A 23884-nucleotide genomic window follows, 5' to 3' on the forward strand; every position below is an offset into this window, starting at 1 on the left:
GCAGACGCCCATGATCCAGGCCCTCGCCCTCATCCTGCTCTGTCAGCTCGCCGGGGAGGTTGCCGCCCGCGGCACCGGACTGCCGGTGCCCGGCCCGGTTATCGGGGCGCTGCTGCTGTTCGGCTGGCTGGCATGGCGCAAGGGTGTCTCGGACGGACTGGGCACCGCTGCCGACACGCTGCTGTCCAACCTGTCTCTGCTGTTCGTGCCGGCGGGCGTCGGCGTCATGATGCAGTTCGCCCGCATCGGGGAGGCATGGCCGGCCATCCTGGCTGCCCTGATTATCAGCACCTTCCTGACCGTTCTGGTCACCGCCAAGGTCTTCTGCCTCGTCGCCGGCAACCGGCCGACGGGCGGCGATGCCGGGGAGAGCCGGCCATGATCGGGGATCTGACGGAGGTCTGGGTCTATCTCAGCGCAAGCCCGCTGCTGTGGCTCACGGCGACGCTGGTATCCTATCTGCTCGCCCGCGCAGCGTTCGAGCGCACCGGCCGGCAGGCCTGGGCCAATCCGGTGGCCGGTTCCATCGCGATCCTGATCGTTCTACTGACAATGTCCGGCACCGATTACCCGACCTACTTCGACGGCGCGCAGTTCGTGCATTTCCTTCTCGGCCCGGCGACCGTGGCGCTCGCCGTTCCGCTCTGGCGCTACCGGGCGGAAGTGCGGCGGCATGCCCTGCCGCTCGGCTGCGCCCTGCTGGCGGGAGCCGTCACTGCGGCGGCGAGCGCCATCGCCACGGCCATGCTGCTGGGCGCTGATCGGGAGACGGTGCTGTCGCTGGCCCCGAAATCCGTGACGGCGCCCATCGCCATGGGCATTGCGGAACAGATCGGCGGACTGCCCTCCCTGACCGCCACGCTTGTGATCGCCACCGGCATCCTGGGCGCAGTCACCGGTCCCTGGCTGCTGCGCGTCGCCGGCATCCGGAGCCCCCAGGCTCAGGGAACGGCGCTCGGCACCGCCTCCCACGGGATCGGCACCGCCGCCGCCTTCCAGATGCATCCCCTGGCCGGCACCTTTTCCGGCATCGCCATGGCGCTGAACGGCTTCCTGACGGCGGTGCTCGTTCCACTGCTGGTCCGGCTGTTCGGAACCTGAAAACTCATGCCCACCAATGGCGGACAGGGGCTTCAGCCGCTCAGGGCCGGCGCAGCACCACCAGCATGCCAGGCACCGGCTGCCCACGGTCCCAGCGGGGAACCACATCCTCCAGCAGCTCGATCTCCAGACCGGCTGCGAGGGCGGCGGCGCGGACATGCCCCTCGCCATGGGCGTAGCGCCGCCCCTCATGCAGGAGATAGCCGTCGCCCTCCCCCCGCTCGCAGGTGAAGGCGACGCGGCCGCCCGATGTCAGCGCGCGGGCCGCGTTCTCCAGCACCGGAACGAGGTTGCCGATATAGACCATCACGTCGGCCGCGACGATCAGGTCCCAGGCCTCCGGCCCGGCCTGGAACGTCGCCACCAAGTCGCCCGCCGACAACTCGTCATAAATCCGGCGGGCACGCGCCTTCTCGACCATCCGGGGTGCCAGGTCCACCCCGGCCAGATGGCCGGCGAAGGGCCGCAGCTCAACGCCGGCCAGACCGGTTCCGCACCCGGCATCCAGAATGCGCAGCCCCGCCCCCGGCGTAAGCCCCAGCCGCTCCAGCGCCTGCCGCAGGGCCTGCGGCGCGCCGTATTTGAGCTTGCCAACCAGATCGGCATCGAACCGGTCGGCATACCGGTCGAACAGGGCGCGGACGAAGGCCGGCGTCAGCTCGCCGTCCGCTTGCGCCTCCAGCGCCTGGAGCATCGGGCCGGCGCCATAGGGGTCAGCCTCCTCATCCATCTCCAGCGCCGCACGGAAGGCGGTGCGGGCCTTCTCCGTTTCCGCAAGGCTCATCCAGGCACGTCCAAGCGCAACCAGCCCCCTGCCCCGGTCCGGCGAGTCCGGCTCCACCCGACGGAGCGCCGGCTCCAACAGCTCGGCCAGCGCCATCGGCTCACCGGCTGCGATGAAGACGTCCGCCAGCTCGACCAGGGCGGACAGGCTCGAATCCAGGAAGCGCGCTTCCCAGGCGTGCTCCAGCGCCGACGCGACGTCGCCCGTGCGCGCCAGCAGACGGGCCAGACGGCGGTGCGTGACGGCGTCGTCCGGCCGCCGCTCCAGCAGGGTGCGCGCGGCGGCCGCCGCCTCGGCAGTTCGTCCTGTGGCCTCCAGGCTGGCGGCAAGCCCGCGATGCCAGGCCACCCGTCCGGGATCGCCTTCGAGCGCACGGGCAAACCGCTCCGCCGCCTCGTTGAACCGGGCTTCGGCCGCCAGTATCTCCGCCATGGCGCCGTTGGCTTCCGGAAAGGCCGGGTCGAGCGCCAGCGCCCGCTCAAGATGGCGCGCGGCCGCCCCGGCATCGTCCTGGTCCAGGCTGTCATAGGCAGCCGCAAGAGCCGCTTCCGCCTGGGCAAGAGCCGTGTTGGCCGAGCCAGCGGGCAGGAAAGCTGAAATGTCTGTCACGGTGGGGAGCATCCATGCCGAATCAGCCCCTCCGACAGGGCCGGATGCGCCATATGAGGCAGTCCGGGCTGCTTCACAACTGCTGAAAATGGGGGTGATCGCATCCGGCCATGCCAAAGGCGCGGAGCATGGTTTCCGGCTGATTAACGCCCCTGCGCCGAGCCTTTCCGCCCTGTTCCAGAGGCATGGATGGCCGCGACAAAGGGGGGATCACCGGTGCTCCTACCTCTTTATCCAAGAACCGGGTTGACTCCCGGACCCCAAATCGGGAAAGGCTATGCAGCCGGCACATGGGTCCGGTGCTGATTCGAGGGAGATGAAGGAGCATGACGCAGAAGCGCCGCGCGCCCCTGTTCTCCCGTCTGCTCGGCTCCGCACTTGCCGCGGCGACGGCCGTGAGCCTGTTCGCCCTCCCGGCCCAGGCCACCGCTCCCCAGAAGAAGCCGCGGCCCACCACTGTGCAGTCCGCCGCCGATGGCTGCCTGGACGCGATCCTGGCAGCGGAGAAGGAGCTGTCCATTCCCGCCGGCCTGCTGCTGAGCGTCTCGCTGGTGGAAAGCGGGCAGAATGGTACGCCCGCTCCCTACGCTGTGAATGTTCAGGGCCGCTCCCTCTTCCCGAAGACGGAGCGTGAAGCGGCCTCGCATCTGCGGGACGATAAGGGCAAGCTGCGCCGCAACGTCTATGCCGGCTGCATGCAGCTCTCGGTCGCCCACCACAAGAACAGCTTCCGCCCGGTCGAGAAGATCGTGAACCCGGCGGAGAATGTTCGCTATGCCGCCCGTTATCTGGTGCGCCTGCGCCAGGAGACCGGAAGCTGGGCGGCCGCCGTCGCGCGCTACAATGGCGGCACCGGAGATCGGCGGCAGCATTACCAGTGCCAGGTGCACCGCCAGCTCGCCGCGCTCGGCGCTCCGTCGGCGGATCTGATCGACGGCCGGCGCTGCAAGGCGGACAAGGTGGTGGAGATCGCCCCGAAGACCCGCCGCGCCTTCCAGGTCGCCGCCGGCCTGCCGGTGAGCTGAGCCCCGTTTCCGGGCGGACGCCGTCCGAATCGTCTGATCCCTTTGATTTCGAATGCAGCCATGCCCGCGGAACCGTGGCGGTTCAGGACGGAATGGGCCAACTTGGCCGGCGATTGGCCTTCCGCCGCTGCCCGTTGCCCCAGGTTTCCGTAGATGACCGCATCGGCTTCCGCCGCCGACCAGCCGGCCCCCATCGGTCGCGCCATCATCAGCATGGCCACGGCGATCTTCCTGTTCGCCAGCATGAACGCGATGATCAAGTCGCTGGGCGACACCTATCCGGTGAACCAGATCATCTTTTTCCGCTCCGTCTTTGCGCTGGTGGTGATCTGGCCACTGATCGTCCGGGCCGGCGGGTTGAAGAGCCTGAAGACCACCAGACTCTGGGGCCATGCCTGGCGTGCAGGGGCCGGGGCGCTCGCTATGAGTTGCGGCTTCACGGCGCTTTCGCTGATGCCGCTGGCCAACGCCGCCGCCTTCAGCTTCACAGCCCCCTTCTTCGTTACGATCCTGGGCGTGCTGCTGCTGGGCGAAAAGGTCCGCTGGCGGCGGACTGTGGCGCTGATCGTCGGCTTTGCCGGCGTGTTGATCATGTTGCGACCGGACCGGACCTTCGCCGCCGGCGTTGCCGCGCTGGATGACGGCATGGCGCTCGGTGCGATCCTGGCGCTGACCGGCGCGTTCTTTGCCGCTTTGGCCATGATCAGCATCCGCCGCCTCTCCTCGACGGAGCCGAACACGACCATCGTCTTCTATTTCATGATGACGGCGGCAGTCGGCGGGGCCGCGTTCCTGCCCTACAACTTCGTCCTCCCTGTTTCCTGGACCGATCTGGCGCTGCTGATCTGCATCGGGCTGGTGGGCGGTCTGGCGCAGGTGCTGCTGACCAACGCCTACCGGAAGGCCCCCGTGGCGGTCGTGGCGCCTTTCGACTACACCGCCATGGTCTGGGCCACCATTTACGGCTTCGTGCTGTGGGGCGAGGTTCCGGACATCATGGTGATCGGGGGCGCCCTGATCGTGATCGGCAGCGGCGTCTATATCACCCTGCGCGAGATCAAGCTGGGCGGCGGACGTCCTGCACCAGTAAAGCTGCGGGCGGACCTGCCCTGAATCTGGAATTGAACCGATGAATTACCGCCACGCCTACCACGCCGGGAATGCGGCGGACGTGATGAAGCATGTGGTGCTGACCCTGATCCTGGAGCGGTTGAACGCCAAACCTGCCCCCTACTGCGTCCTCGATACCCATGCCGGCATCGGCCGCTACGACCTGGAAGGGACGGAGGCGCGCAAGACGGGAGAAGCCGACGCCGGCATCCGCCGTCTGCTGTCGGCGACCAACCTGCCGGCCGACCTCAAGGTCTATCTGGAAGCCGTGCGGCGCTGTCCCGACAACACGCCGGGCGAGCCGCTCCGCTGGTATCCCGGCTCCCCTCGACTGGCGCGCTCCATGATGCGGGCGGACGACCGGCTCATCCTGGCCGAGCTGCATGCCGAGGACGTCAGGACGCTGAAGGCGGAGTTCAGGGATGATCCCCAGGCGCAGGTCCACCACATGGATGGCTGGCTGGCGCTGAAGGCCCACCTGCCGCCGAAGCAGAAGCGCGGGCTGGTGCTGGTGGACCCGCCCTTCGAAGCGACCGATGAGTATGAGCGGCTGGTACAGGGGCTCCGCCTCGCCCATGGCCGCTGGTCAACCGGCATCTATGCCCTGTGGTATCCGATCAAGGACCGCGCTGCCGTCTGGAACCTGCATCAGGCACTGGAGAACAGCGGCCTTCCCCGCATCCTGGCTGCCGAGTACAGCTGGGCGGATGAGGACCGGGTTGAGCGGATGGTGGGCTGCGGGATGATCGTAGTGAATCCGCCCTGGCAGCTCGACGACCGTCTGCGGACGGTGCTGCCGGCCCTTCAGAGCGCGATGAGCACCGGCAAGGGCGGCTGGCGGGTGGAATGGATCGCCCCTGAATAGGGGGACGCCGCAAGGGCGGGACTTTGCTTCGTCCCGCCCCGGTGGCGCTTCACAGCCTTCAGGCGGCGGGGCGCTGCATCTCCGCCGAGTCCTGCACGGCGTCGGAAGCAACGGCGCTGCCGCGTTCGGTGATCCGGCGCATGGCGCTTCCGGCCGCCTTGGTCATCAGGTCCGATACGCGCATGGAATTCTGGAGCAGCTGGTCCATCTCCTCCCGCGCCGTGTCAATCTGCGACAGCATGATGTCCTGCGGGGAACGGATCTGCAGGGGAGTCTGCAGCTTTTCGGTCCAGCGCTGCATGGCGGACTGGCTGTAGCCCATCCATTCCTGCCAGGCGGTCCGCATGCCCTCGGCCATGATCGCCTGGGCCTGCAGGAAGGCCTCCATGTTGCCGGCGGTGGACGCGCTCAGCGAACGCGCGGAGTCGCTGCCCACCTTGGCCGCGGCTTCGGCTGCACCGGCTCCATCCGCCGTCCGGGCGATGCGGGCCAGCTCGGTGGCGGCCTGCTGAGTTGCAGTGCGGGAGTCGTTCTTCGTCGAAGTCGTCTCGGTCGCCATGTCGCCTCTCCTCATAATTACAGCTGATCACGCCGCATTTTAAGTAATGACGTGTCGCTGATTGGGCCATCGCGGCGCGCTTTTGTTAGCATGTGCAGCGATGGCCTGGGAGGGATAAAGACAAGACGGTTCCGCCGCCGACGCAGTTACTTAGAAGTACCGCATTAGGCTAGCAGCTATCCGAGTTCTTCACCTGTGTCCGACGCGGTCGCCCATGTAGGACGGCGGATCGCTCGCCGGGAACGAGAGTTCGGAGGCTTGCTCCACATCATCCTCTTCCGGCACGTTTCCGCGCCCCTGCTGCGCCGACGGGTGCGGGCCGGAAAGGACTTCCGCCACATCCTCGCGGTTGCGCATGGAACCACCGCCCATTCGCCCGCCCAGCTCGGCGGTCGTGAAGTCGTCGCGCTCGAAATCCTCATACCGGCCGGGATCGAAGCGGCCGAACTCATCGTCGGCGTGGCCGCGCCCCATGGCCTGATAGGCCGGGCAATGACCGGTCACGGCGCGGGTCAGCAGGACGCCGCCGGCCAGCGCCATGAGGGTTCCCGCTGCCCGTCCGCGGTCCAGCCCCAGCAGCAGCAGCGCACCGCCGATCCCCCCCGTGACGATTCTCTCCGTCGGCCCGACATTCACGGGACCGAAGGGCAGGGTCTGGCTGATCATTGATCGGGAGTCGCTCACTTGGGTCTGCTCCGCTGACTGTTCATGTCCTGCCGGGAAAACAGGCCGGGCGCGCACACGGTTCCCGGCTCGCGATCCGCCCCGGCAACAGGACGGGGGCGCTTACAATTTTTATGAAACTCGATCATGCTATCCGAAAGAGTGGGCGGGCCGTCCTGGGCTGCCCGCATCGGCAAGGGGAGCAGAGGATGCGTGGTCAACAGCGGCCGTTCATGGCGGAATTGCAGCGCGCGAACCGGGTCCAGGCCATACGGCCCGACGCGACCGCCGCCGCTACGGCCCTGCCCTCCACTCCCGTCCTGCCGGCGCCGGGTGCGGCGCCGGCCGACCAGGCCGCGGTCCTTCTCGCCATCGACGCGCTGGGCTCCAAGCTTGACCGGTTTCTCAGCCACGACAGAACCCAGATCGACCAGATTCAGGTGGAGATCGCCGACATCGCCGGCCGGATCAAGGCGACCAAGCTGGAAATGGCGCAGCTCCGCCATCCCCTGGCGCAGGACGATAAGTTCCTGGAAGCGAGCGAACAGCTCAACGCCGTGGTCCGCTCCACCGAGCAGGCCACGAACGTCATCATCAGCGCCGCCGAGGAAATCGAGGAGATCGTCAGCGAGGTACGGGCTCAGCTTCCCGAGGGCTACCAGAATTCCCGCCTGAAGGACCTCAATGAAGTTACGCTGCGCATCTTCGAAGCCTGCAATTTCCAGGACCTGACCGGACAGCGCATCACCAAGGTGGTCCAGGCGCTCTCCTTCATCGAGGAGCGAGTGGAAGCCATGATGGGCGTCTGGAACAGGAAGGAGTTCGAGACCCTGCCCCTGCCCCCGACGACCGACCGTGTGGATGAGGGTCTTCAGCTCCACGGACCGGCAATGGCTGCCGACACAATCTCCCAGTCGGATATCGACGCCCTGTTCGACTAAAGCGGATTCCGATCAGGCTAACTTGCCTGATCGGATGAGGATTCGCCCCGACGCAAGAACGTCAGGCCGGTTTCCGGTTTCAGTTGATCGGAAGCCGGTCCGGGAACTGTTCAGAGGTCAGGACGCAGACCGCTACGGGCGGCCATGACGGCGACCTGGGTCCGGTTCGCGGCACCCAGCTTCTGCATCATCGCCCGGACATGCACCTTCACGGTGCCCTCCAGCACGCCGATCTTCCGTGCGATCTCCTTGTTCGAACAGCCGGACAGGATCAGCGAGAATATCTCCCGCTGGCGCGCGGTCAGCCGATCCAGCGGGGCCACGGGGCAGGCTTCCTCCCGCGAAATCATCCGCCCCTTGCTGATCAGCCAGCTTGGCAGGGGCACATGATCTCCGCCGGACAGGATCAGCCCCACTGTGTGCTCCAGAACGGCGCCGGGATCGGTCTTCAGCAGAAAGGCCCTGGCGCCGGCAGAAAGGCAGGCGAGCGCAGCCGCCGGGTCCGCCGTGGAGCTTGTCACGATCACAGGCGCGGAAAATGCATCGTTGAGGCGGCGCACCGCCACATGCGCAGTGGCAGGGTACAGGTCGATGTCCAGGACGATCAGATCGACCTTCCCCGCACCATCGGCGAGGATAAGAGCTTCGTCCACCGTGGCTGCCTGATATGCCGAACCGCCTGGATGGCGCGACTGCAGGGACAATGCGAGGCCATGCCGAACCATGGCCTGCGGATCGACAATCAGGAAGCGTCGGCGGTTTGCCGCCCTGTCCTCCCCCGACCTGCCGACGACGCGCCCGCGGTCGATGACGGCCGGTCCCCACCCGGTGTCGAGCCGCAGCCCGGTCATTTGCATTGCCGTCATCCCGATATCTCCGAACAGGGGGAACCCCGGATGCGGGGTCGCGCAGAGGTTACTTATTTCGCGCAGGCCCCAACGGATATATTCTGCGCACCAATGGAAATGATGGCAAGGCAATCCTGGCCGTGTGTTGAAATTTCGGGTAGGTTATCACTTGAACTCGCTCCTTTGATACTGGCATCCACAATTGTCAGAGCGGGGTTCCCGAAGCCGAGACACGCTCATTGTTTTCCGAATAATCGCGTAAAATTCTTTATATTTGGACATCCATGACCGCCCGATCCGTCATCATCATCGACCATGATCAACTCTTCACAGCAGCGCTGTCGGCCCTGCTGGAGCGGGACGGGTTCGTTGTCCAGGGTTCCTTTTCCGAAGAGGCTGCGGCCAGCGCCGCCATGGCGGCCGGATTGGAACCGCAGCTCCTGATTGTCGATCCGGCGGGAATGTCAGGACGCGGCATGCAGATGGCGCCACGGACCGACATGCTGCGTCAGCTCCGCGCCATGGCACCGGAGAGTGCGCTGGTGGTGCTGTCGGAGGATGTGTCGGAAGAGGCTGTACGGGACAGCCTGGCCATGGAAGCCGACGGCCACCTCGGCAAGGGCATGGAACCCGCAGCGCTACGGCACGCGCTGAGCCTGATCTCTCTCGGCCAGTGCGTCTACCCGCCAAGCGCATTCGCCCTGCTTGGGGGCGGGCCCTCCGCCGTTCATGGAAGTCTCCAGGACATCTCGCCGCGGGAAAGGCAGATCCTGGCCTGCCTGCTCGCCGGCCTGTCCAACAAGGCCATTGCCATCCGGCTACAGGTCACGGAGTCGACCGTGAAAATGCATTTCAAGAATGTGCTTCGTAAAATTCGCGCCGCCAACCGGACGCAGGCGGCCGTCTGGGCCCTTGAACACGGCATCCGCCCGATGGGCTGAGTTCGCTGTCCGTGCGCCCCTGTCCTTGGGGGCAAAGAAAAAAAGGGGCGCCGGTGACGGCGCCCCTTTCCTGAGTCGATCTTCGCCTTACGGGAAGATGATGACGCCGCGACGATTCGACGGCTCACGCACGCCGTCCGGAGTCGGGACCAGCAGATCGTTCTCACCGCGGCCGGCGATGTCGACCTGACCGGTCGGCATGCCCTGGGAAATCAGGTACTCCCGCACCGCCTCGGCGCGGCGGACGGACAGACGCTGATTGTAGTCGGCCGGGCCGGACGTGTCGGCATGGCCGATCACCTCGATCGCCGTGACGCTGCCCTGGCGGGCATTCTCGACGACGTTGGACAGCACTTCACGGGCGTCCGCGGTCAGCTCGGAGCTGTCCCAATCGAAGAACACGGTGAAGTTTCGGGTCACAGGCGCCGGAGCCGGAGCCGGAGCCGGAGCCGGCTGGGCCGCAGGCTGCGGAGCGGGCTGGGTGACCGGCGGCGGGGGCGGCGGCGGAGCCGAACCGAACACCCAGCGCACGCCCGCCAGCACGGAGTGGTTCTGGTAGTCTTCCTCGAACCCGGTCCCGGCCGTGGTCGTGTAGCTGAGGCCGTTGCTGTCGATGAAGCGATAGCCCAGCGTCAGGTCCAGGTTCGGGGTGACGGAATAGATGAGACCGGCATGGGCCTGATAGGCGAAGGCGCTGTCCTTGTCGTCCACGAACTGGCCGGCGCTGAACACCGGGCCGACATTGTCGTATTCGAGCGTCACAACGCCGGCGCCGATGCCCAGATACGGGCGGATCGGGGAACCGGTGTCGAACTCATAGGTCGCCGTCGCCATATAGGTATAGGCGTTCAGGTCGCCGTCGCCGCCGACGCGGTTCACGCCGCCCGTGATGTCGCCGACCGTATGGTCGCTATAGCTGAACTCCAGGCCGAAGCGCAGGCCGTTGCCCATGCGGTAGCCGGCCTCGACCAGACCGGTCCAGTCCTCGTCGAAGCCGACATTGTTCTCGACCGGCCCTGCAAGCGAGAAGCTGTTCAGCCAGCTCACCCCGGTCTGGGCGCCGACATAGAAGCCTTCGCTGATGGTGGAGGACTGCTGGGCGAATGACGTCGCCGGCATGGCGAGCGCCGCGGCGCTGACCAGCAACATGTGGCGGAATTTCATCGTTTTAACCTTTCTCCTTATGGGCCCGAAGGCCGCTCCCGGTGATAACCGACCGTTTTCTGGTGCCGGCCCCTCCGGGGTTGGTCCCGGAGGTACACCGGCCGACGGTGTCGGCTCAGTTATAAGAAACGCTTGCCAAGGCAAGCTGGCAACTTTGTGGCACCACGAAAGGATTTTAATCGGGACACAAGGCGCTGCCAGGGAAACGACAACATCACATAGGTGGGTTGCAGCCGTCAGGCCGCAAGTCGAAGAGCCTGCCGGGCTGCACGCACGGCATCGGTCGCATCCGGGAACAGACGCCCGTGAAGGCCGCCGAGCGAAGGATGGGCCGCGTGGAATACCATCCCGCCGTGCTCATCAACGACGAGACCGACCGCCTCGTCCTCGATTTCGATGACGTAGCTGTCCTTACGCTGCATTCTATACATCCTTGGCAACAACGGAACGCGGCTGGGCCGCCGCAATGATCTCTGCACCGCAGGACTTTGCGTCCGCAGCCAGTGCCCATCTACATCCCGAGGCCGGCGGGAATCCATGCGCCTTAGGTCCACTTCCCCTCCGCACTTAGCAATACGGATGTGCCGAACAGGGGAAGCGGGCTTGCGTTCCCCCTGCCATCCGGGGGATACGCGGACCGACCATCCTCGATGGCCCCCGTCTCCAGGTCACCGAACCCAGGATAGACCGTTTTGCCAGATACCCTGTCCCATCCCTACCCGCAGGCGCCGGCCGAGTCCCGGCTGTTGCAGGTCGCATCCGGCGTCTTTTGGATGCGCCAGCCCCTGCCTTTCGCGCTGAACCATGTAAATCTCTGGCTTCTGCGCGGCGATGATGGCTGGACGATCGTGGACACCGGCATCGCTGGAAGCCGCGGCCGCGCCCAGTGGGAGCATGTCTTCTCCACCGGACTGGACGGGCTGCCGGTCGAGCGGCTGGTCGTCACCCACTACCATCCGGACCATGCCGGTCTGGCCGACTGGATCGTCCGCCGGTTCGATGTCCCGCTGCATATGACCCAGGCCGAATGGCTGATGGCGCGCCTGCTGCACCAGGACCGGACGTCCGATCTTGCCGCCGCCTTCGAGCGGTTCTACCGCAATGCGGGTCTGACCGGGGCTGAACTCACATCGATGCTGGAGCGGGGCAACGCCTACCCCCGCGGGGTTCCAGCGGTGCCGGCGGCCTATCACCGCATCCGCCATGGCGACCAGATGCGGATCGGCGGGCGAGACTGGCGGGTGATCGGCGGCGGCGGGCACTCGCCGGAGCATGCCGCCCTGTACTGTCCCGAGCTGGAGCTTCTGATTTCCGGCGATCAGGTGCTGCCCCGGATCAGCCCGAATGTCAGCGTGTGGCCATTGGAACCGGAAGCCGATCCGCTGTCCGACTTCCTCAACGGTCTGGATCGCCTACGCGGCCTGCCGGAAAGGACGCTGGTTCTCCCGTCCCACGGGTTGCCGTTCCACGGGCTGGAAAGCCGGTTGGACGCCCTGGCGGCGCACCATGCGGAACGGCTGGAGGAGACGGTGGGCCACTGTGCCGCACGGCCGCGGTCGGGAGCGGAGATCATGCACCTCCTGTTCCCCCGTGCCCTGGACACGCACCAGACGAGCTTCGCGCTGGGAGAGGCGCTGGCCCATCTGCATCATCTTGTCCGCCTGAGGCGCATGACCGTTGAAACGGCCGGGGATGGAATACACCGCTTCCGGGCGGGCTGACGCCATCGGCCCTTATTCCTCCACCGGTTCCGGCTGGAACTCGCGGGCGTTGTACAGCATCGCCATGGCAATGGTCTTCTCTGTGTTGGGGTCCGCGACGCGGCGCAGGCGGACATGCTGGTGCCCCATCCCGTCCCGGCTCATCCCGACGACTTCCCAGACTCCGGCGCCCGTTTTGCGGAACCGCTGCCCGATCCGGACATCCTGTCGGCCGTGTCTGCGCGTGACCTGCATCTGAATACTTCCCTGTCGGCGTAGTGCGACCATCCCGTTCGGAGATCGCTTTGGGAGAATGCCTCTGCTCCCTGCAAAAAGAACAACACCATTAGGAGGGGGGTTCCGGCCGGTCGGGAACGCATGATGCTGCACTGCGTTATTGCAGCTATGAAACACAATCTGGATATCCTGGCAGTCGCCGTGCAGCTTGTCCGCGAGCTGGGTGAGGATGCCGTGACCCATTCCCGGAACCGGCTCGTGGAGCTGATTGCCGTCAACCATCACCGTGGCGCGACTTTCTGGCGTCAGGTCATGCAGGCCTGTGAATCAGAACTGGCCCGAACGCGCGCCGTCATGCCGAACACGGCGGCGCTGGCCCGCGATCCGGGTGATCTTTCCCTTCCGCCGTCCGTCCGGTAGCGGCGGCCCGGCTCAGCGGGCGGGGCCCGACTCCCCGGAACCGCTGGCGGCCACCTGCAACGTCTGCAGGGGCCGGTCGCACCGGGGCAGCGACGCAACCTGCACGCCCTGCTCCGGTGCTGAGAGCCTCTGGCCGAGTTCGGCCGAGGTCAGGGTCAGCGCCTTCTCTGCAAGCGGCACATAGGCCGCACAGAAGACCGGATTGCTGAGCGCGATGGCGCGGCGCGAGATTTCGTTCGCAAGGCTTGTGCGATAGCTGTCGAACAGCTTCGTGGCGCTGCCCTTGCCGACGCGCTTGAAATGCGCGATCAGCGCCTTCTCCCAGGCGCGAATCGCCGTCTGGTGTTGATCGGTGAACTGACGGTAGCGGGCAAAGAGGGACAGCTGTCCCGCAGGCGCGCTTTCCTGGCAGGTCAGGCCGATCACCATGAGTTCGGTATGCAGTCGGATCGCCTCTTCGGCCTCGGCCTCGGCTTCCGTGAAGCAGACAGGCTTCGCCAGGGCCGGCGCGGCCAGCATCATCAGGCCAAGCAGTGGGAGGGCGGTCGCAAAGCGGCGGCGCATACGAAGTGGCTCCGGCATAAAAGACGTATCGCTGAAATTTCGGTTAGTGTGCCCGAAGGACGGGTCGTTCCGCAATATGGCCCTGACGGTCGCGAGCTGTGACGATAATGTGTCAGAACGTGGCGCTGTTTGCTGCTCCGCAAACGGCTGATATCCACGCCGTTCGAGCAGCAGGCGGGCAGAGCATGGACCGGATCGGAATCGATTTGGGCGGAACCAAGATCGAAGGCGTCGTCCTGGACTCCGTTGGTACAGAAACGGCCCGCCGCCGTATCGCGACTCCCCGTGGCGACTATGCGGGCACCATCGCCGCCATCACCGATCTGGTCCGGACCCTCGAATCGGAAGCCGGGGCTGCCGGGGCGAGCGTCGGCATCGGCATGCCGGGCACTTTGTCTCCCCGCACCGGACTGGTGAAGAACGCCAATTCCACCTGGCTGAACGGCCGACCCCTGGACAAGGATCTGGAGCGGGCGCTGGACAGGCCGGTGCGGCTGCAGAACGACGCCAACTGCTTTGCCGTATCCGAGGCCACCGACGGCGCCGCAGCAGGGGCCGCCACTGTGTTCGGCGTCATCATCGGCACCGGCTGCGGCGGCGGCATCGTCGTGGACGGGAAAGTTCTTACCGGACGCAATGCCATCGCCGGCGAATGGGGCCACAATCCCCTCCCCTGGCCGGACGGATCGGAATGGCCCGGACCGGAATGCTATTGCGGCCGCCGCGGATGCATCGAACTGTGGGCGTCAGGTTCCGGATTTACTGCCGACCACGCCCGTAGAACCGGCCAGGAGCTTTCCAGCCCGGAGATCGTGGCCCTCGCGGCGGCGGGGGATGATGCCGCCGCGGCCAGTCTGGAGCTGTATGCGGACCGGCTGGCCCGCGGGCTGGCCGGAATCGTGAACGTGCTGGACCCCGACATCATCGTGCTGGGCGGCGGCATGTCCAATGTCGACCGTCTTTATGAACTTCTGCCGGAGCGCCTGTCGAACTGGTGTTTCTCCGATGGAGTCGACACGCCGATTCGCCGTGCGATGCATGGCGACTCCAGCGGCGTACGCGGAGCCGCGTGGCTTTGGAACGACTAGCCAGGACTGGGCGGCAGGCCTCAAGGCTAGCTCGAATGTTTTAAAATCGGCTCCAGAACTGGTGTTTCTTCGAAAAGCGCGCAGAAGCATCCTTTAAAAGACGCCTGCACTACTGCGAACGTCTGGAATCTAATCGCTGGCGCAGCGGTTTACACCTTGAGCGGAGCCTCCACCTATCCATTCGGCATAGACGTAATGGCTTAAAAATCACCGACTTAGCGGTCCTGTGCGCTTTTCAGGCGAATTTTTCCGTATATCGCGATTCTTGCTCTGGCATTTCGGTCCGGTTTCGCCAATATGGGCGATGTAAACCCTGTCATCCCCCTCCGCAGTTCGTTGCGCCGCCGATGCGGCAACCGCGCGCGCTGGATGAGGGTCTTTCAAAAACGGCGACCGCGCGTCATGACGCAAGAGCCTCTCTGGCAACCGAGTGACATCTTGACTGCTGAATCTGAAAACGAATCCGGTACGCCGAAGCGCCGGGGCCGCATTCCACAGTCCGCCTGGCCGCAGATTCTGGAGCGCTACAAGTCTGGCGCGACATTGTCTGCGATCGCACGCGAGTTCGATTGTACGCCAAGCGCGATCAGCTACATCGTGCGGAAGGCGGAAAAGAACGACGCCGCGCCGGAGGCCGATGCAGGCGAGACTTTGGAACAGGCGCCGGTCGTGACGGCTCCCGCACCTGCAATCGCGCCGGTTGCCGAAGCTGCCGCACCCGTCGAAGCCCCCGCTTCCCCTGTTCCGGAGCAGGCCCGCGAGGGCCAGCCGCGCCGGGAAGGCCGGGAAGGCCGTAACCGCCTGGAGATCGGAGGACGTCCGCCGCGTCAGCCTGATGCCGGCGAGCAGCCCGAGGATCGGCAGGAACGCGGCGACCGTCCGGAACGTGGCGACCGCCCCGATCGGAGTCCGCGGTTCGGTCAGGGCCGCCCCGAACGCGGGGATCGCAACAACCGCGACCGCGGCGGCATGGACCGTCCGGAGCGTCTCGGCGCCGACCGGCTCGGCATGGACCGTCCGGAGCGTCAGCCGATGCCGCCGCGCCAGGAGCGGACCGAGCGGTTCGAGACGTTCGAACAGCCGGATCGGTTCAGCGGGGAGCAGGCGTATCCCTATCACCGGCAGCGGACCAACGCCGCCCGGCAGGAAGCTCAGGAAACCCCGGCCCAGCCGGCGGATGAGCGGATGGAGGCTACTGCCAAGGTCTGTGCCGATCTGTACCGCGCCTGGCGCGCCGCTCCGGGTGAAGAGGGCATGCAGGCTCTGGCCGATGCGCTGCACGAGATGCGCAAGGTCATCGCCCGTATGGAGATCGATATGTCGGCCAGCCGCAGGGATGAGCAGCGTCCGATTCCCGTGCAGCAGTACCGCAATCAGCGTCCGCCGCAACAGCCCCGCGGCTGATCGGTCCCGGACCCTGGTGAAGGACGGCCCCGCCTGCTTGGCGGGGCCGTTTCCATTTGAACGCCGGATAAGACGGGGTCAGTAGCGCAGCGTCGCCGCCATTGGCGAATCGGCCGGCATCTGCTCCGCCGGAAGCTCATAGACGCGGCCGTCGGTCGTGAACACCCGGCCAGCCGCAAACTCCATCATCTCCCGGTCGCCGTCCTGGCGGCCGTGATGGATGACGGCGCGGTTGGAATCCTCCAGCCAGCGTCCCCAGCATTCAGCCCCTTGCCGTAGGAACAGCCTGTCCACGCGACCGCTGAAGGCCGCTTCGATGATCTGCGCAGGTTCAGCAATTCCTCGGCCTGAGCCGTCGCCGGCCAGCATCCGATAGCGGTCCAGGCTGTCCGACCGTCCTTGCTCGAACATCGGGCGTACGCATTCATAGGCGACCTTGTGCAGCTCCTCCTCCGACATGCTGTCGGGGTGGGTCTGGATCACCGGCTGCACCAGATTGGGATAGCGGTTGGCCATCTTGTAGCGCCCGGCCACCCGCTCGTCGGCAGCCACGACCAGCGGCGTTCCGCTGCCGCCCAGCCACTGGTCCATGGCGTGGGCGAGCTGGGTCGTATACTGCCCCAGCTCATCGTTGCTGACCTGTTGCTGGCTGCCGCTCTGCGCATAGGCCACGGTGTCGCTGGCATTGGCGGTGGTCGGCTTCTGAGTGGTGCCGTCGTCAGGCCGCGTGCCCGACTCGCCCATCCGGTCCAGGACCGTGAACAGATTCTCCGTCCCGCGCGGAAGCCGCTCGATCGGCACCTCCGTCATGCCGAACCGGCTGCCCTCGTAGAGCCGCGCCTGCTTCATGGTCACGGCCAGCAGCACGAAATGCCCGTCTGCGGCCAGAACCGGCAGCAGCGGCCGGACATGGAACCGGTCATCCACGAACAGCGCCTCGGGCACCTCGATCGGCACCTTGTGCACGATGGACCGGCGTGGGTTCAGGAAGACGGCAAGCCCGTGGGACTGGTGCCGCCAATAGGCGCCGTCATCCACGAGGTCGTAGCCGGGCTTCAGCATGTTCATCGCATCGGTGCTGCGCATGCCCTTCTGCTCAAGTTGGCCGCGGGCCTCGTTCAGCAGGTTGCGCAGGCGGGTCGAGTCCTGTGCGATCTCCCGCCCGGCCACATGGGTCGGCAGGAACGCGGACACGGCCGGCGTGGTCGTGTCCGCCAGGAGTGTGGTCAGGTCGTCGCGGGTGAGCATGGTTTTTATCGCCCGTGTTGGCTTGTGGGTCGCACCTGAAAGGTCGAACCCTGCCAACCGCACCATTCCCCGCCCGGTTCCCACCGAGGCTGACGAAGACCCGGATCAGGCGGTGATCGCCGCGCCGACGACGAACCAGGCGTACAGGGTGGTGAAGAGCCCCGTGATGGCAAGGAACTCGCTCAGCAAGACCCAGCGCTGGCGGGAGCGGCGGCGGGTACCGAGGGCAAGGTCGACCATGTCATCCTCCTAGATGATGTTGCGCATCTGTTCTTCCAGGAGAATGTGGGAACGGAATGAGAACGGCAAGTGCTTAGTTGCCGTTACGTTCTCGTCCGTTCCCGCCGTGTTCTAGCCGCAACAGTCAGGTCGCGGTCATACAGGCAGCACAGCACGGGGCGGGGCCGGCTTGGCCCCGCCCTGTTCGGCCGGTCAGCGCTTGGCCGTCTGCTGCATGTGCGGGTTCTCGATACGGGACAGGAAGTCCTTCGTGATCACCCCGATGTTCTGCTCGACCCAGGAGGCCATCTGCTCCTCTTCGCGCAGGCTCTCCTCGGCGAGGCGGGCGATTTCCATCTCGCCGGCGGTCTCGGCCGTGGCTTTCAGGATCTTGTAGTTCACGATCTCATAATGCTCGAACGTGTAGTTCGAGATCACGTCCTTGACCGCCTCGTCGCCGGCGAAGGTGTTCATCATCGCCTGGAGGTTGGAGGACAGCTTCGCCATCCCGGTCTTCAGAGAGGAGGTGTCGGTGCCCAGCCGCTGCAGGGCGGTCTCAATGCGCTCCGCCTGGCGCTCCGTCTCGGCGCGGTGGCTGCGCAGCCGGGCGGTCATCTCCGGATAGTTCTCAAGCCGCTCGATCTGGCGGTCCATGATGCTGATCGCCTGCTGCTCCATGGCATAGGCGTCGCGGAGATAGTCGATCAAGGTTTCTTGAACATTGGCCATGGGGCCTGCCTCCTTCGCGTCGTTTGGAACCGGTGGCAATCAAGCCACCGTCCGCACCGCAACATTTGGAAGCCAGGATCGTCCCGATGACGGTGTTGTGACGAAGTGAGTTGAGCGGAGGAATCTTCAGTCCCCCAGCCCCCTGCTCCAGCCGGCGGGGCGCCCGTACCGCCTGTCGATCCGGTCCGCCGTGCCGTCCGCGATCACGCTGTCCAGGGCCGCCTGCATGCGGGCCACCAGATCCCGGTCCATTTCCTTGTTGCAGGCCAGCCCGCCGGTCGAGGACCGCAGCCGGTAGACCATGCGCACGGGCACCCGCTCCTTGCGGGCATGGTAGGCGCCGGTCCAGATGCCGGCGGCATAGAGGTCGACCTCGCCCCGCGCCAGCCGTCCCAGGTTTCCAAAGCCTGCCTGGGTGTCCAGATCCAGGCCGCCGATCTGTTCGGATAGCTTTCTGAGATGGGCCTCGATCCCGCTGGATTGCTGGACCGTGATCCGCAACCCGCGCAGATCTTCAGGAGTCTCCACCTTGCCGGTCCAGTCGGCACGCGCGAACAGGACCCATCCGCCCTCGGTCAATGGAGCGACCCATTGGAAGCCGGGCCGCCGCTCCTCCGTGATGTTCGTAAGATAGACGCAGGCCCGCGGATCGGTCTGTGCAAGCCCGAAGGCGTCCGTCCAGGGCAGGACCCGGACCTTATAGTCCAGCCCGGCCCGTTGCATCAAATGGACCACCTTCTCATGGGCCACGCCGACGAACCTGCCCGTTTCCGGATCGGTGAAATTCGCCGGCGGGTTCTCCTCCGTCGCCAGGATCAGCCGCGGCGGCGCTTCCGCCAGCGCGTCGGCGCCGACGATCCACAGGGCCAGGATGAGGAGCAACGGGGAGCAGCGCATCGCCTGTAACTCGAAAATGGCACACTATGGTATGTCAATGCGGCCGCGCTGTACAGCTACTCCGGGCATGTCGGCTGCGCCTCACTCCCACTCGATGGTGCCGGGCGGCTTGCTGGTGATGTCGTAGGTGACCCGGTTGATGCCGCGCACCTCATTGATGATGCGGGTGGCGACGCGGCCCAGGAAGCCGTGGTCGAACGGATAATAGTCCGCCGTCATCCCGTCCACGCTGGTCACGGCGCGCAGCGCGCAGGCGTAGTCATAGGTGCGGTGGTCGCCCATGACGCCCACGGTCCGCACCGGCAGCAGCACGGCGAAGGCCTGCCAGATGGCGTCGTACAGGCCGGCGGCACGGATCTCCTCCAGATAGATGCTGTCCGCCTTGCGTAGGATTTCCAGCTTCTCGCGCGTGATCTCGCCCGGCACGCGGATGGCGAGCCCCGGCCCTGGGAACGGGTGGCGGCCGACAAAGCTGTGCGGCAGGCCCAGCTCACGGCCCAGCGCCCGGACCTCGTCCTTGAACAGCTCGCGCAGCGGTTCCACCAGCTTCAGCTTCATCCGCTCCGGCAGGCCGCCGACATTGTGGTGCGACTTGATGGTGACGCTGGGGCCGCCGGTGAAGCTCACGCTCTCGATCACGTCGGGATAGAGCGTGCCCTGGGCCAGGAACCCGGCCCCGCCGACCTTCGCGGCCTCCTTGTCGAACACCTCGATGAACAGGCGGCCGATGATCTTGCGCTTCTGCTCCGGGTCCGACACCCCCTCCAGCTCGCCCAGGAACAGGTCGGAGGCGTCCACATGCACCAGCGGGATGTTGTAATGGTCGCGGAACAGGGTCACCACCTGCTCCGCCTCGCCGGTCCGCATCAGCCCGGTATCGACGAAGATGCAGGTGAGCTGGTCGCCGATCGCCTCATGGATCAGCACGGCGGCGACGGAGCTGTCGACGCCGCCGGACAGGCCGCAGATCACCTTGGACTCGCCGACCTGCGCCCGGATGCGGTCCACCGCCTCCTGCCGGAAGGCCGCCATGGACCAGTCGCCCGCCAGCCCGGCCACGCCGAACAGGAAATTGCGGATCAGCGCGTCGCCATGGGGCGTGTGCACGACTTCGGGATGGAACTGCACGCCGTAGAAGCGGCGGGTATCGTCGGCGATGATGGCATAGGGGGCGCCTTCGCTCTGCGCCACGATGCGGAAGCCCTCGGGCAGCCTGGTGACCCGGTCGCCATGGGACATCCAGACCTGCTCGCGCGCCCCCACCTGCCAGATGCCCTCGAACAGGGCGCAGTCCTCTTTCACATCCACATAGGCCCGGCCGAATTCGCGGGTCTCGCCCGGCTCCACCTTGCCGCCGAGCTGCTCGCACATGGTCTGCTGGCCGTAGCAGATGCCCAGCACCGGCACGCCCAGCGTCCAGACGCTGTCATGCGCGCGGGGGGAACTCTCCTCCGTCACGCTGGCCGGCCCGCCGGACAGGATCACCGCCCGCGGCCCGAAGGCGCGGATACGGTCCTCATCGGCGTTGAAGGGATGGATTTCGCAATAGACCCCGGCCTCGCGCACCCGGCGGGCGATGAGCTGCGTGACCTGCGAACCGAAGTCCAGGATCAGGACGCGGTCATTATGGAGGGCGGCGGAGGCGGTGGTGGGAGCGGCCATGGCGCACTGTTCCTGAGCGGGGTCGGAAAGTGCGCCGCAACCTAGCCCAGCCCCACGCCTGCGGCAAGCGCAAGGGCTCCCCATCCAGCGCGGGGCGGCCCAGCGCAGGGCGGCAACTCAGCCCTATTCCTTGGTGCTGATGACGGTATAGCGCGCCGGGTGCGACAGGCTGATGGTGGGATTTTCCCGCTCCAGCTTCTTGTCCTTGCGGATGTTGACCCGTCCGCGCTCATCCGCCTTGATCACCCGCTCTCCCGCCTTGGAGGCCAGCGTGGCCGTGCAGTCCGGTCCGCACTGGACCCGCAGGGTCTTGGCCGACGGCACGACGAAGGCGAAGACACCAGCCTCCTTCTCGATCACCCCGTCCACCTGTTTGAAGGCGGCGAGAACGTCGGAATAGGCGAAGGCCTTGGGATCGGTCAGCTTCATGCCGACCTGGATGCGCATGTCGAATTCCTTCGGGTCCTGGTTCACCTGCACCACGGCCCGCTCATCCACCCAGACAGGATTCATGGGCAGGACAAAGGCATTGTCCTCATCCACCGTGACCGCGACCGGCCCGTCGGCGGTGATGATGGTCATCTCCACCTTCTCCAGATCCTCGTCCCGGTCCTTGGCGCGTAGGCTGGAGCGCAGGGCCAGCCGATCCGTATTCGGCCGCGCCTCATACTTCTTCAGCTCGTCGAAGAAGGTTTTGTACGGAACCTGATAGGTCTCGGCCGCCACTGGCCCGGCAAGGCCCAGCACGACGGCGGCAGTGAGGATGATGGCACGGAAGGACATGGAGCAACCCGGTACAGCACGCGCAATGGGCGTACGTTACCAGATTCCACAAACCCTTCTGTGCGCCCCGTCACGCCGGCGGATGTCGGCCACGCCCACGGCATGACCGACCTACTTCCGCCCACGTAGGTCGGACACGCAAAGCGTGGCCGACATCGCAGGATCACCTCTGGATCAATGATGATCCTCCGGCACCTCCCGGTCGGAGAGGTAGATTTTCCCGCCCTGCTCCTTGAAGGCGGCGCTCATCTCCGCCATCCCGCTCTCCGCCTCCTGTTTGGCGGCGTAGTCGCGGACCTCCTGGGTGATCTTCATGGAGCAGAATTTCGGCCCGCACATGGAGCAGAAATGCGCCAGCTTGGCCCCTTCCGCGGGCAAGGTCTGGTCGTGGAACTTCTCCGCCGTCTCGGGGTCGAGCGACAGGTTGAACTGGTCGCGCCAGCGGAACTCGAACCGGGCGCGGGAGAGCGCGTCGTCCCGCTCGCGGGCGGCCGGATGCCCCTTGGCGAGGTCGGCGGCATGGGCGGCGATCTTGTAGGTCACCACGCCGACCTTCACATCGTCGCGGTCCGGCAGCCCCAGATGCTCCTTCGGCGTGACGTAGCAGAGCATGGCCGTGCCGAACCAGCCGATCATGGCGGCGCCGATGCCGCTGGTGATGTGGTCGTAGCCCGGTGCTATGTCGGTGGTGAGAGGCCCGAGGGTGTAGAACGGCGCCTCCCCGCACTCGCGGAGCTGCTTGTCCATGTTCGCCTTGATCAGGTGCATGGGCACATGGCCCGGCCCCTCGATCATGGTCTGGACGTCGTGCTTCCAGGCGATCTGGGTCAGCTCGCCCAGCGTCTCCAGCTCGGCGAACTGGGCGGCGTCGTTGGCATCGGCGATGGAGCCGGGGCGCAGCCCGTCGCCCAGCGAGAACGACACGTCATACGCCTTCATGATCTCGCAGATCTCTTCGAAGTGCGTATAGAGGAAGTTCTCCTTGTGGTGGGCCAGACACCATTTGGCCATGATGCTGCCGCCGCGGCTGACGATGCCGGTGACGCGCTTGGCCGTCAGCGGGATATAGGGCAGGCGCACGCCGGCATGGATGGTGAAGTAGTCCACCCCCTGCTCCGCCTGCTCGATCAGCGTGTCGCGGTACAGCTCCCAGGTCAGTTCCTCGGCCGCTCCGCCCACCTTCTCCAGCGCCTGGTAGATCGGCACCGTGCCGATGGGAACCGGGCTGTTGCGCAGGATCCATTCGCGGATGGTGTGGATGTTGCGCCCGGTGGACAGGTCCATGACCGTGTCCGCACCCCAGCGGATCGCCCAGACCAGCTTGTCCACCTCGGCCGCCACGCTGGAGGTGACGGCGGAATTGCCGATATTCGCGTTGATCTTCACCAGGAAGTTCCGGCCGATGATCATCGGCTCGGCTTCCGGGTGGTTGATGTTGGCGGGGATGATGGCGCGGCCGCGGGCGATCTCGTCGCGCACGAACTCCGCCGTGACATGGTCCGGAATGGACGCGCCGAAGCTCTCCCCGCCCAGATCGCGGAAATCCTTGCCCTCCTGGCGCAGCTTCTCCCGGCCCAGATTCTCGCGGATGGCGATATACTCCATCTCCCGCGTGACGATGCCGGCGCGGGCATAGGCGAGCTGGGTCACCGCCTTGCCCGGCTTGCCCCGCAGCGGCTGGCGGCCGGCCCGGTCGAAGACGGGGACCTTGCTGGTCTCGCCATCCTTCAGCCCGTTGTCCTCCGGCTTCACGTCGCGGCCGGGATAGCGCTCCACATCCCCGCGCCCCTCGATCCAGGACCGGCGCAGCTCGGCCAAGCCCTTGCGGATGTCGGTGGTCACGGCGGGATCGGTATAGGGGCCGGAGGTGTCGTAGACTCGCACCGGCGGCTCGCCCGACCCGGCGGTGAGGTCGATCTCCCGCATCGGCACGGTCAGGCCGGGGAAGCGCTTGCTCTCCACATGCACCTTGCGGCTGCTGGGCAGCGGGCCGGTGGTGACGGAGAAATCGGTGGATTTGGGAAGAAGGCTGTCTGGCATCTGGATCCCCATCTGGTGGAGATCCGGGCGCGCACGGAAGGCGGCATATATGCCGGAACTGTCGCCTTGATCGGCGGAATCAGCCCCGGTGCTTCCATCCCTACGCCGGTACGACCCGGATCAGGTTCGAAGGGTTCCCGCGACGCCGCCCCGTGGGGCGGCCCAGCGGTATCTCAGCCCCTTCACCGGGGCTCCCCTAGGATGCGGCCATAAGGCCCTGGAACCGTTCGGCTGTCAACGGGTGGAAGGGTGCGGGAGCGGCAGGTTCCTTCCCGCCGCCCCT

26 protein-coding genes and 1 riboswitch are annotated in these 23884 nt (G+C 66.2%); of the genes, 11 read left to right on the forward strand and 15 right to left on the reverse strand.

Annotated elements, in window-relative coordinates:
• Positions 1 to 10: 10 nt before the first annotated feature.
• Together DOL89_RS07805 and DOL89_RS07810 are read left to right on the forward strand one after the other, a co-directional pair.
• A complete protein-coding gene (locus DOL89_RS07805) occupies positions 11 to 382 on the forward strand; it encodes a CidA/LrgA family protein (protein WP_119680313.1) in 372 nt (123 codons plus the stop codon).
• Positions 379 to 1101 (forward strand): LrgB family protein, encoded by a 723-nt coding sequence (locus tag DOL89_RS07810; protein WP_119678631.1) that lies wholly within the window; start codon positions 379 to 381, stop codon positions 1099 to 1101. The genes DOL89_RS07805 and DOL89_RS07810 overlap by 4 nt, the downstream gene beginning before the upstream one ends.
• Before the next feature lie 40 nt (positions 1102 to 1141).
• Here DOL89_RS07810 and DOL89_RS07815 read toward each other — a convergent pair whose 3' ends face one another.
• Complete coding sequence (locus tag DOL89_RS07815) at positions 1142 to 2494, reverse strand: tetratricopeptide repeat protein (RefSeq protein WP_162937380.1); 1353 nt, start codon at positions 2492 to 2494, stop codon at positions 1142 to 1144.
• Positions 2495 to 2820: 326 nt separating this feature from the next.
• Between DOL89_RS07815 and DOL89_RS07820 the strand changes: the two genes are divergently transcribed.
• The 3 genes from DOL89_RS07820 (at position 2821) to DOL89_RS07830 (ending at position 5494) form a co-directional block, all read left to right on the forward strand.
• Positions 2821 to 3519 (forward strand): transglycosylase SLT domain-containing protein, encoded by a 699-nt coding sequence (locus DOL89_RS07820; RefSeq protein ID WP_119678633.1) that lies wholly within the window; start codon positions 2821 to 2823, stop codon positions 3517 to 3519.
• 153 nt (positions 3520 to 3672) lie between these two features.
• The gene (locus DOL89_RS07825; protein WP_119678634.1) at positions 3673 to 4632 is read left to right on the forward strand and encodes a DMT family transporter; all 960 of its coding nucleotides are present in this window, start codon (positions 3673 to 3675) and stop codon (positions 4630 to 4632) included.
• Between the two features lie 16 nt (positions 4633 to 4648).
• A complete protein-coding gene (locus DOL89_RS07830) occupies positions 4649 to 5494 on the forward strand; it encodes a 23S rRNA (adenine(2030)-N(6))-methyltransferase RlmJ (protein ID WP_119678635.1) in 846 nt (281 codons plus the stop codon).
• 58 nt (positions 5495 to 5552) lie between these two features.
• Here DOL89_RS07830 and DOL89_RS07835 read toward each other — a convergent pair whose 3' ends face one another.
• Together DOL89_RS07835 and DOL89_RS07840 are read right to left on the reverse strand one after the other, a co-directional pair.
• Complete coding sequence (locus DOL89_RS07835; RefSeq protein WP_162937381.1) at positions 5553 to 6053, reverse strand: phasin family protein; 501 nt, start codon at positions 6051 to 6053, stop codon at positions 5553 to 5555.
• A 189-nt stretch (positions 6054 to 6242) separates the two neighbouring features.
• Complete coding sequence (locus tag DOL89_RS07840) at positions 6243 to 6737, reverse strand: YgaP family membrane protein (protein WP_162937382.1); 495 nt, start codon at positions 6735 to 6737, stop codon at positions 6243 to 6245.
• 188 nt (positions 6738 to 6925) lie between these two features.
• Between DOL89_RS07840 and DOL89_RS07845 the strand changes: the two genes are divergently transcribed.
• Positions 6926 to 7657, forward strand: a complete 732-nt coding sequence (locus DOL89_RS07845) for a protein phosphatase CheZ (protein ID WP_119678638.1) — start codon at positions 6926 to 6928, stop codon at positions 7655 to 7657.
• Positions 7658 to 7767: 110 nt separating this feature from the next.
• On the opposite strand, the gene DOL89_RS07850 is transcribed toward DOL89_RS07845, so the two are convergent.
• Entirely contained in the window at positions 7768 to 8523 is a 756-nt protein-coding gene (locus DOL89_RS07850) for a response regulator transcription factor (protein ID WP_119678639.1), read from the reverse strand.
• 266 nt (positions 8524 to 8789) lie between these two features.
• On the opposite strand from DOL89_RS07850, the gene DOL89_RS07855 reads away from it, so the two are divergent.
• Entirely contained in the window at positions 8790 to 9446 is a 657-nt protein-coding gene (locus DOL89_RS07855) for a LuxR C-terminal-related transcriptional regulator (RefSeq protein ID WP_119678640.1), read from the forward strand.
• Positions 9447 to 9533: 87 nt separating this feature from the next.
• On the opposite strand, the gene DOL89_RS07860 is transcribed toward DOL89_RS07855, so the two are convergent.
• Both DOL89_RS07860 and DOL89_RS07865 read right to left on the reverse strand, forming a co-directional pair.
• Entirely contained in the window at positions 9534 to 10610 is a 1077-nt protein-coding gene (locus DOL89_RS07860; protein ID WP_119678641.1) for an OmpA family protein, read from the reverse strand.
• Between the two features lie 236 nt (positions 10611 to 10846).
• Positions 10847 to 11032, reverse strand: coding sequence for a hypothetical protein (locus DOL89_RS07865; RefSeq protein WP_119678642.1), 186 nt, complete (start codon positions 11030 to 11032; stop codon positions 10847 to 10849).
• A gap of 270 nt (positions 11033 to 11302) precedes the next feature.
• On the opposite strand from DOL89_RS07865, the gene DOL89_RS07870 reads away from it, so the two are divergent.
• The gene (locus tag DOL89_RS07870) at positions 11303 to 12331 is read left to right on the forward strand and encodes an MBL fold metallo-hydrolase (protein ID WP_225889945.1); all 1029 of its coding nucleotides are present in this window, start codon (positions 11303 to 11305) and stop codon (positions 12329 to 12331) included.
• 12 nt (positions 12332 to 12343) lie between these two features.
• Here DOL89_RS07870 and DOL89_RS07875 read toward each other — a convergent pair whose 3' ends face one another.
• Positions 12344 to 12565 carry a hypothetical protein gene (locus DOL89_RS07875; RefSeq protein WP_119678643.1) on the reverse strand — a complete coding sequence of 74 codons (222 nt, stop codon included), beginning with the start codon at positions 12563 to 12565 and terminating at the stop codon, positions 12344 to 12346.
• Positions 12566 to 12715: 150 nt separating this feature from the next.
• Between DOL89_RS07875 and DOL89_RS07880 the strand changes: the two genes are divergently transcribed.
• The gene (locus DOL89_RS07880) at positions 12716 to 12967 is read left to right on the forward strand and encodes a hypothetical protein (protein ID WP_119678644.1); all 252 of its coding nucleotides are present in this window, start codon (positions 12716 to 12718) and stop codon (positions 12965 to 12967) included.
• A 12-nt stretch (positions 12968 to 12979) separates the two neighbouring features.
• Here the strand turns inward: DOL89_RS07880 and DOL89_RS07885 are convergent, their stop codons facing one another.
• Positions 12980 to 13531 (reverse strand): hypothetical protein, encoded by a 552-nt coding sequence (locus DOL89_RS07885; RefSeq protein WP_119678645.1) that lies wholly within the window; start codon positions 13529 to 13531, stop codon positions 12980 to 12982.
• A 185-nt stretch (positions 13532 to 13716) separates the two neighbouring features.
• Here DOL89_RS07885 and DOL89_RS07890 point away from each other — a divergent pair, with 185 nt between their 5' ends.
• A complete protein-coding gene (locus DOL89_RS07890; RefSeq protein WP_119678646.1) occupies positions 13717 to 14619 on the forward strand; it encodes an ROK family protein in 903 nt (300 codons plus the stop codon).
• A gap of 438 nt (positions 14620 to 15057) precedes the next feature.
• Positions 15058 to 16023, forward strand: a complete 966-nt coding sequence (locus DOL89_RS26000) for a hypothetical protein (RefSeq protein ID WP_162937383.1) — start codon at positions 15058 to 15060, stop codon at positions 16021 to 16023.
• 78 nt (positions 16024 to 16101) lie between these two features.
• Here the strand turns inward: DOL89_RS26000 and DOL89_RS07900 are convergent, their stop codons facing one another.
• The 7 genes from DOL89_RS07900 to thiC form a co-directional block, all read right to left on the reverse strand.
• On the reverse strand, positions 16102 to 17271 hold the full coding sequence (locus DOL89_RS07900; protein WP_119678648.1) for a baeRF3 domain-containing protein: 1170 nt from the start codon (positions 17269 to 17271) through the stop codon (positions 16102 to 16104).
• Positions 17272 to 17376: 105 nt separating this feature from the next.
• Complete coding sequence (locus tag DOL89_RS25830) at positions 17377 to 17511, reverse strand: hypothetical protein (RefSeq protein ID WP_263973579.1); 135 nt, start codon at positions 17509 to 17511, stop codon at positions 17377 to 17379.
• 192 nt (positions 17512 to 17703) lie between these two features.
• Positions 17704 to 18219 (reverse strand): ferritin-like domain-containing protein, encoded by a 516-nt coding sequence (locus tag DOL89_RS07905; RefSeq protein WP_119678649.1) that lies wholly within the window; start codon positions 18217 to 18219, stop codon positions 17704 to 17706.
• 126 nt (positions 18220 to 18345) lie between these two features.
• The gene (locus DOL89_RS07910) at positions 18346 to 19116 is read right to left on the reverse strand and encodes a substrate-binding periplasmic protein (protein ID WP_119678650.1); all 771 of its coding nucleotides are present in this window, start codon (positions 19114 to 19116) and stop codon (positions 18346 to 18348) included.
• An 81-nt stretch (positions 19117 to 19197) separates the two neighbouring features.
• Positions 19198 to 20778 (reverse strand): glutamine-hydrolyzing GMP synthase, encoded by a 1581-nt coding sequence (gene guaA / locus DOL89_RS07915; protein ID WP_119678651.1) that lies wholly within the window; start codon positions 20776 to 20778, stop codon positions 19198 to 19200.
• A 123-nt stretch (positions 20779 to 20901) separates the two neighbouring features.
• Positions 20902 to 21561: a DUF2987 domain-containing protein gene (locus DOL89_RS07920; protein WP_119678652.1), complete on the reverse strand. Its 660-nt coding sequence runs from the start codon at positions 21559 to 21561 to the stop codon at positions 20902 to 20904.
• A 174-nt stretch (positions 21562 to 21735) separates the two neighbouring features.
• Positions 21736 to 23601: a phosphomethylpyrimidine synthase ThiC gene (thiC, locus tag DOL89_RS07925; protein WP_119680315.1), complete on the reverse strand. Its 1866-nt coding sequence runs from the start codon at positions 23599 to 23601 to the stop codon at positions 21736 to 21738.
• 80 nt (positions 23602 to 23681) lie between these two features.
• Positions 23682 to 23809, reverse strand: a riboswitch (TPP riboswitch).
• Positions 23810 to 23884 lie beyond the last annotated feature (75 nt).

It is taken from the genome of Indioceanicola profundi (genome assembly GCF_003568845.1).
Classification (GTDB): Bacteria; Pseudomonadota; Alphaproteobacteria; order Azospirillales; family Azospirillaceae; genus Indioceanicola; species Indioceanicola profundi.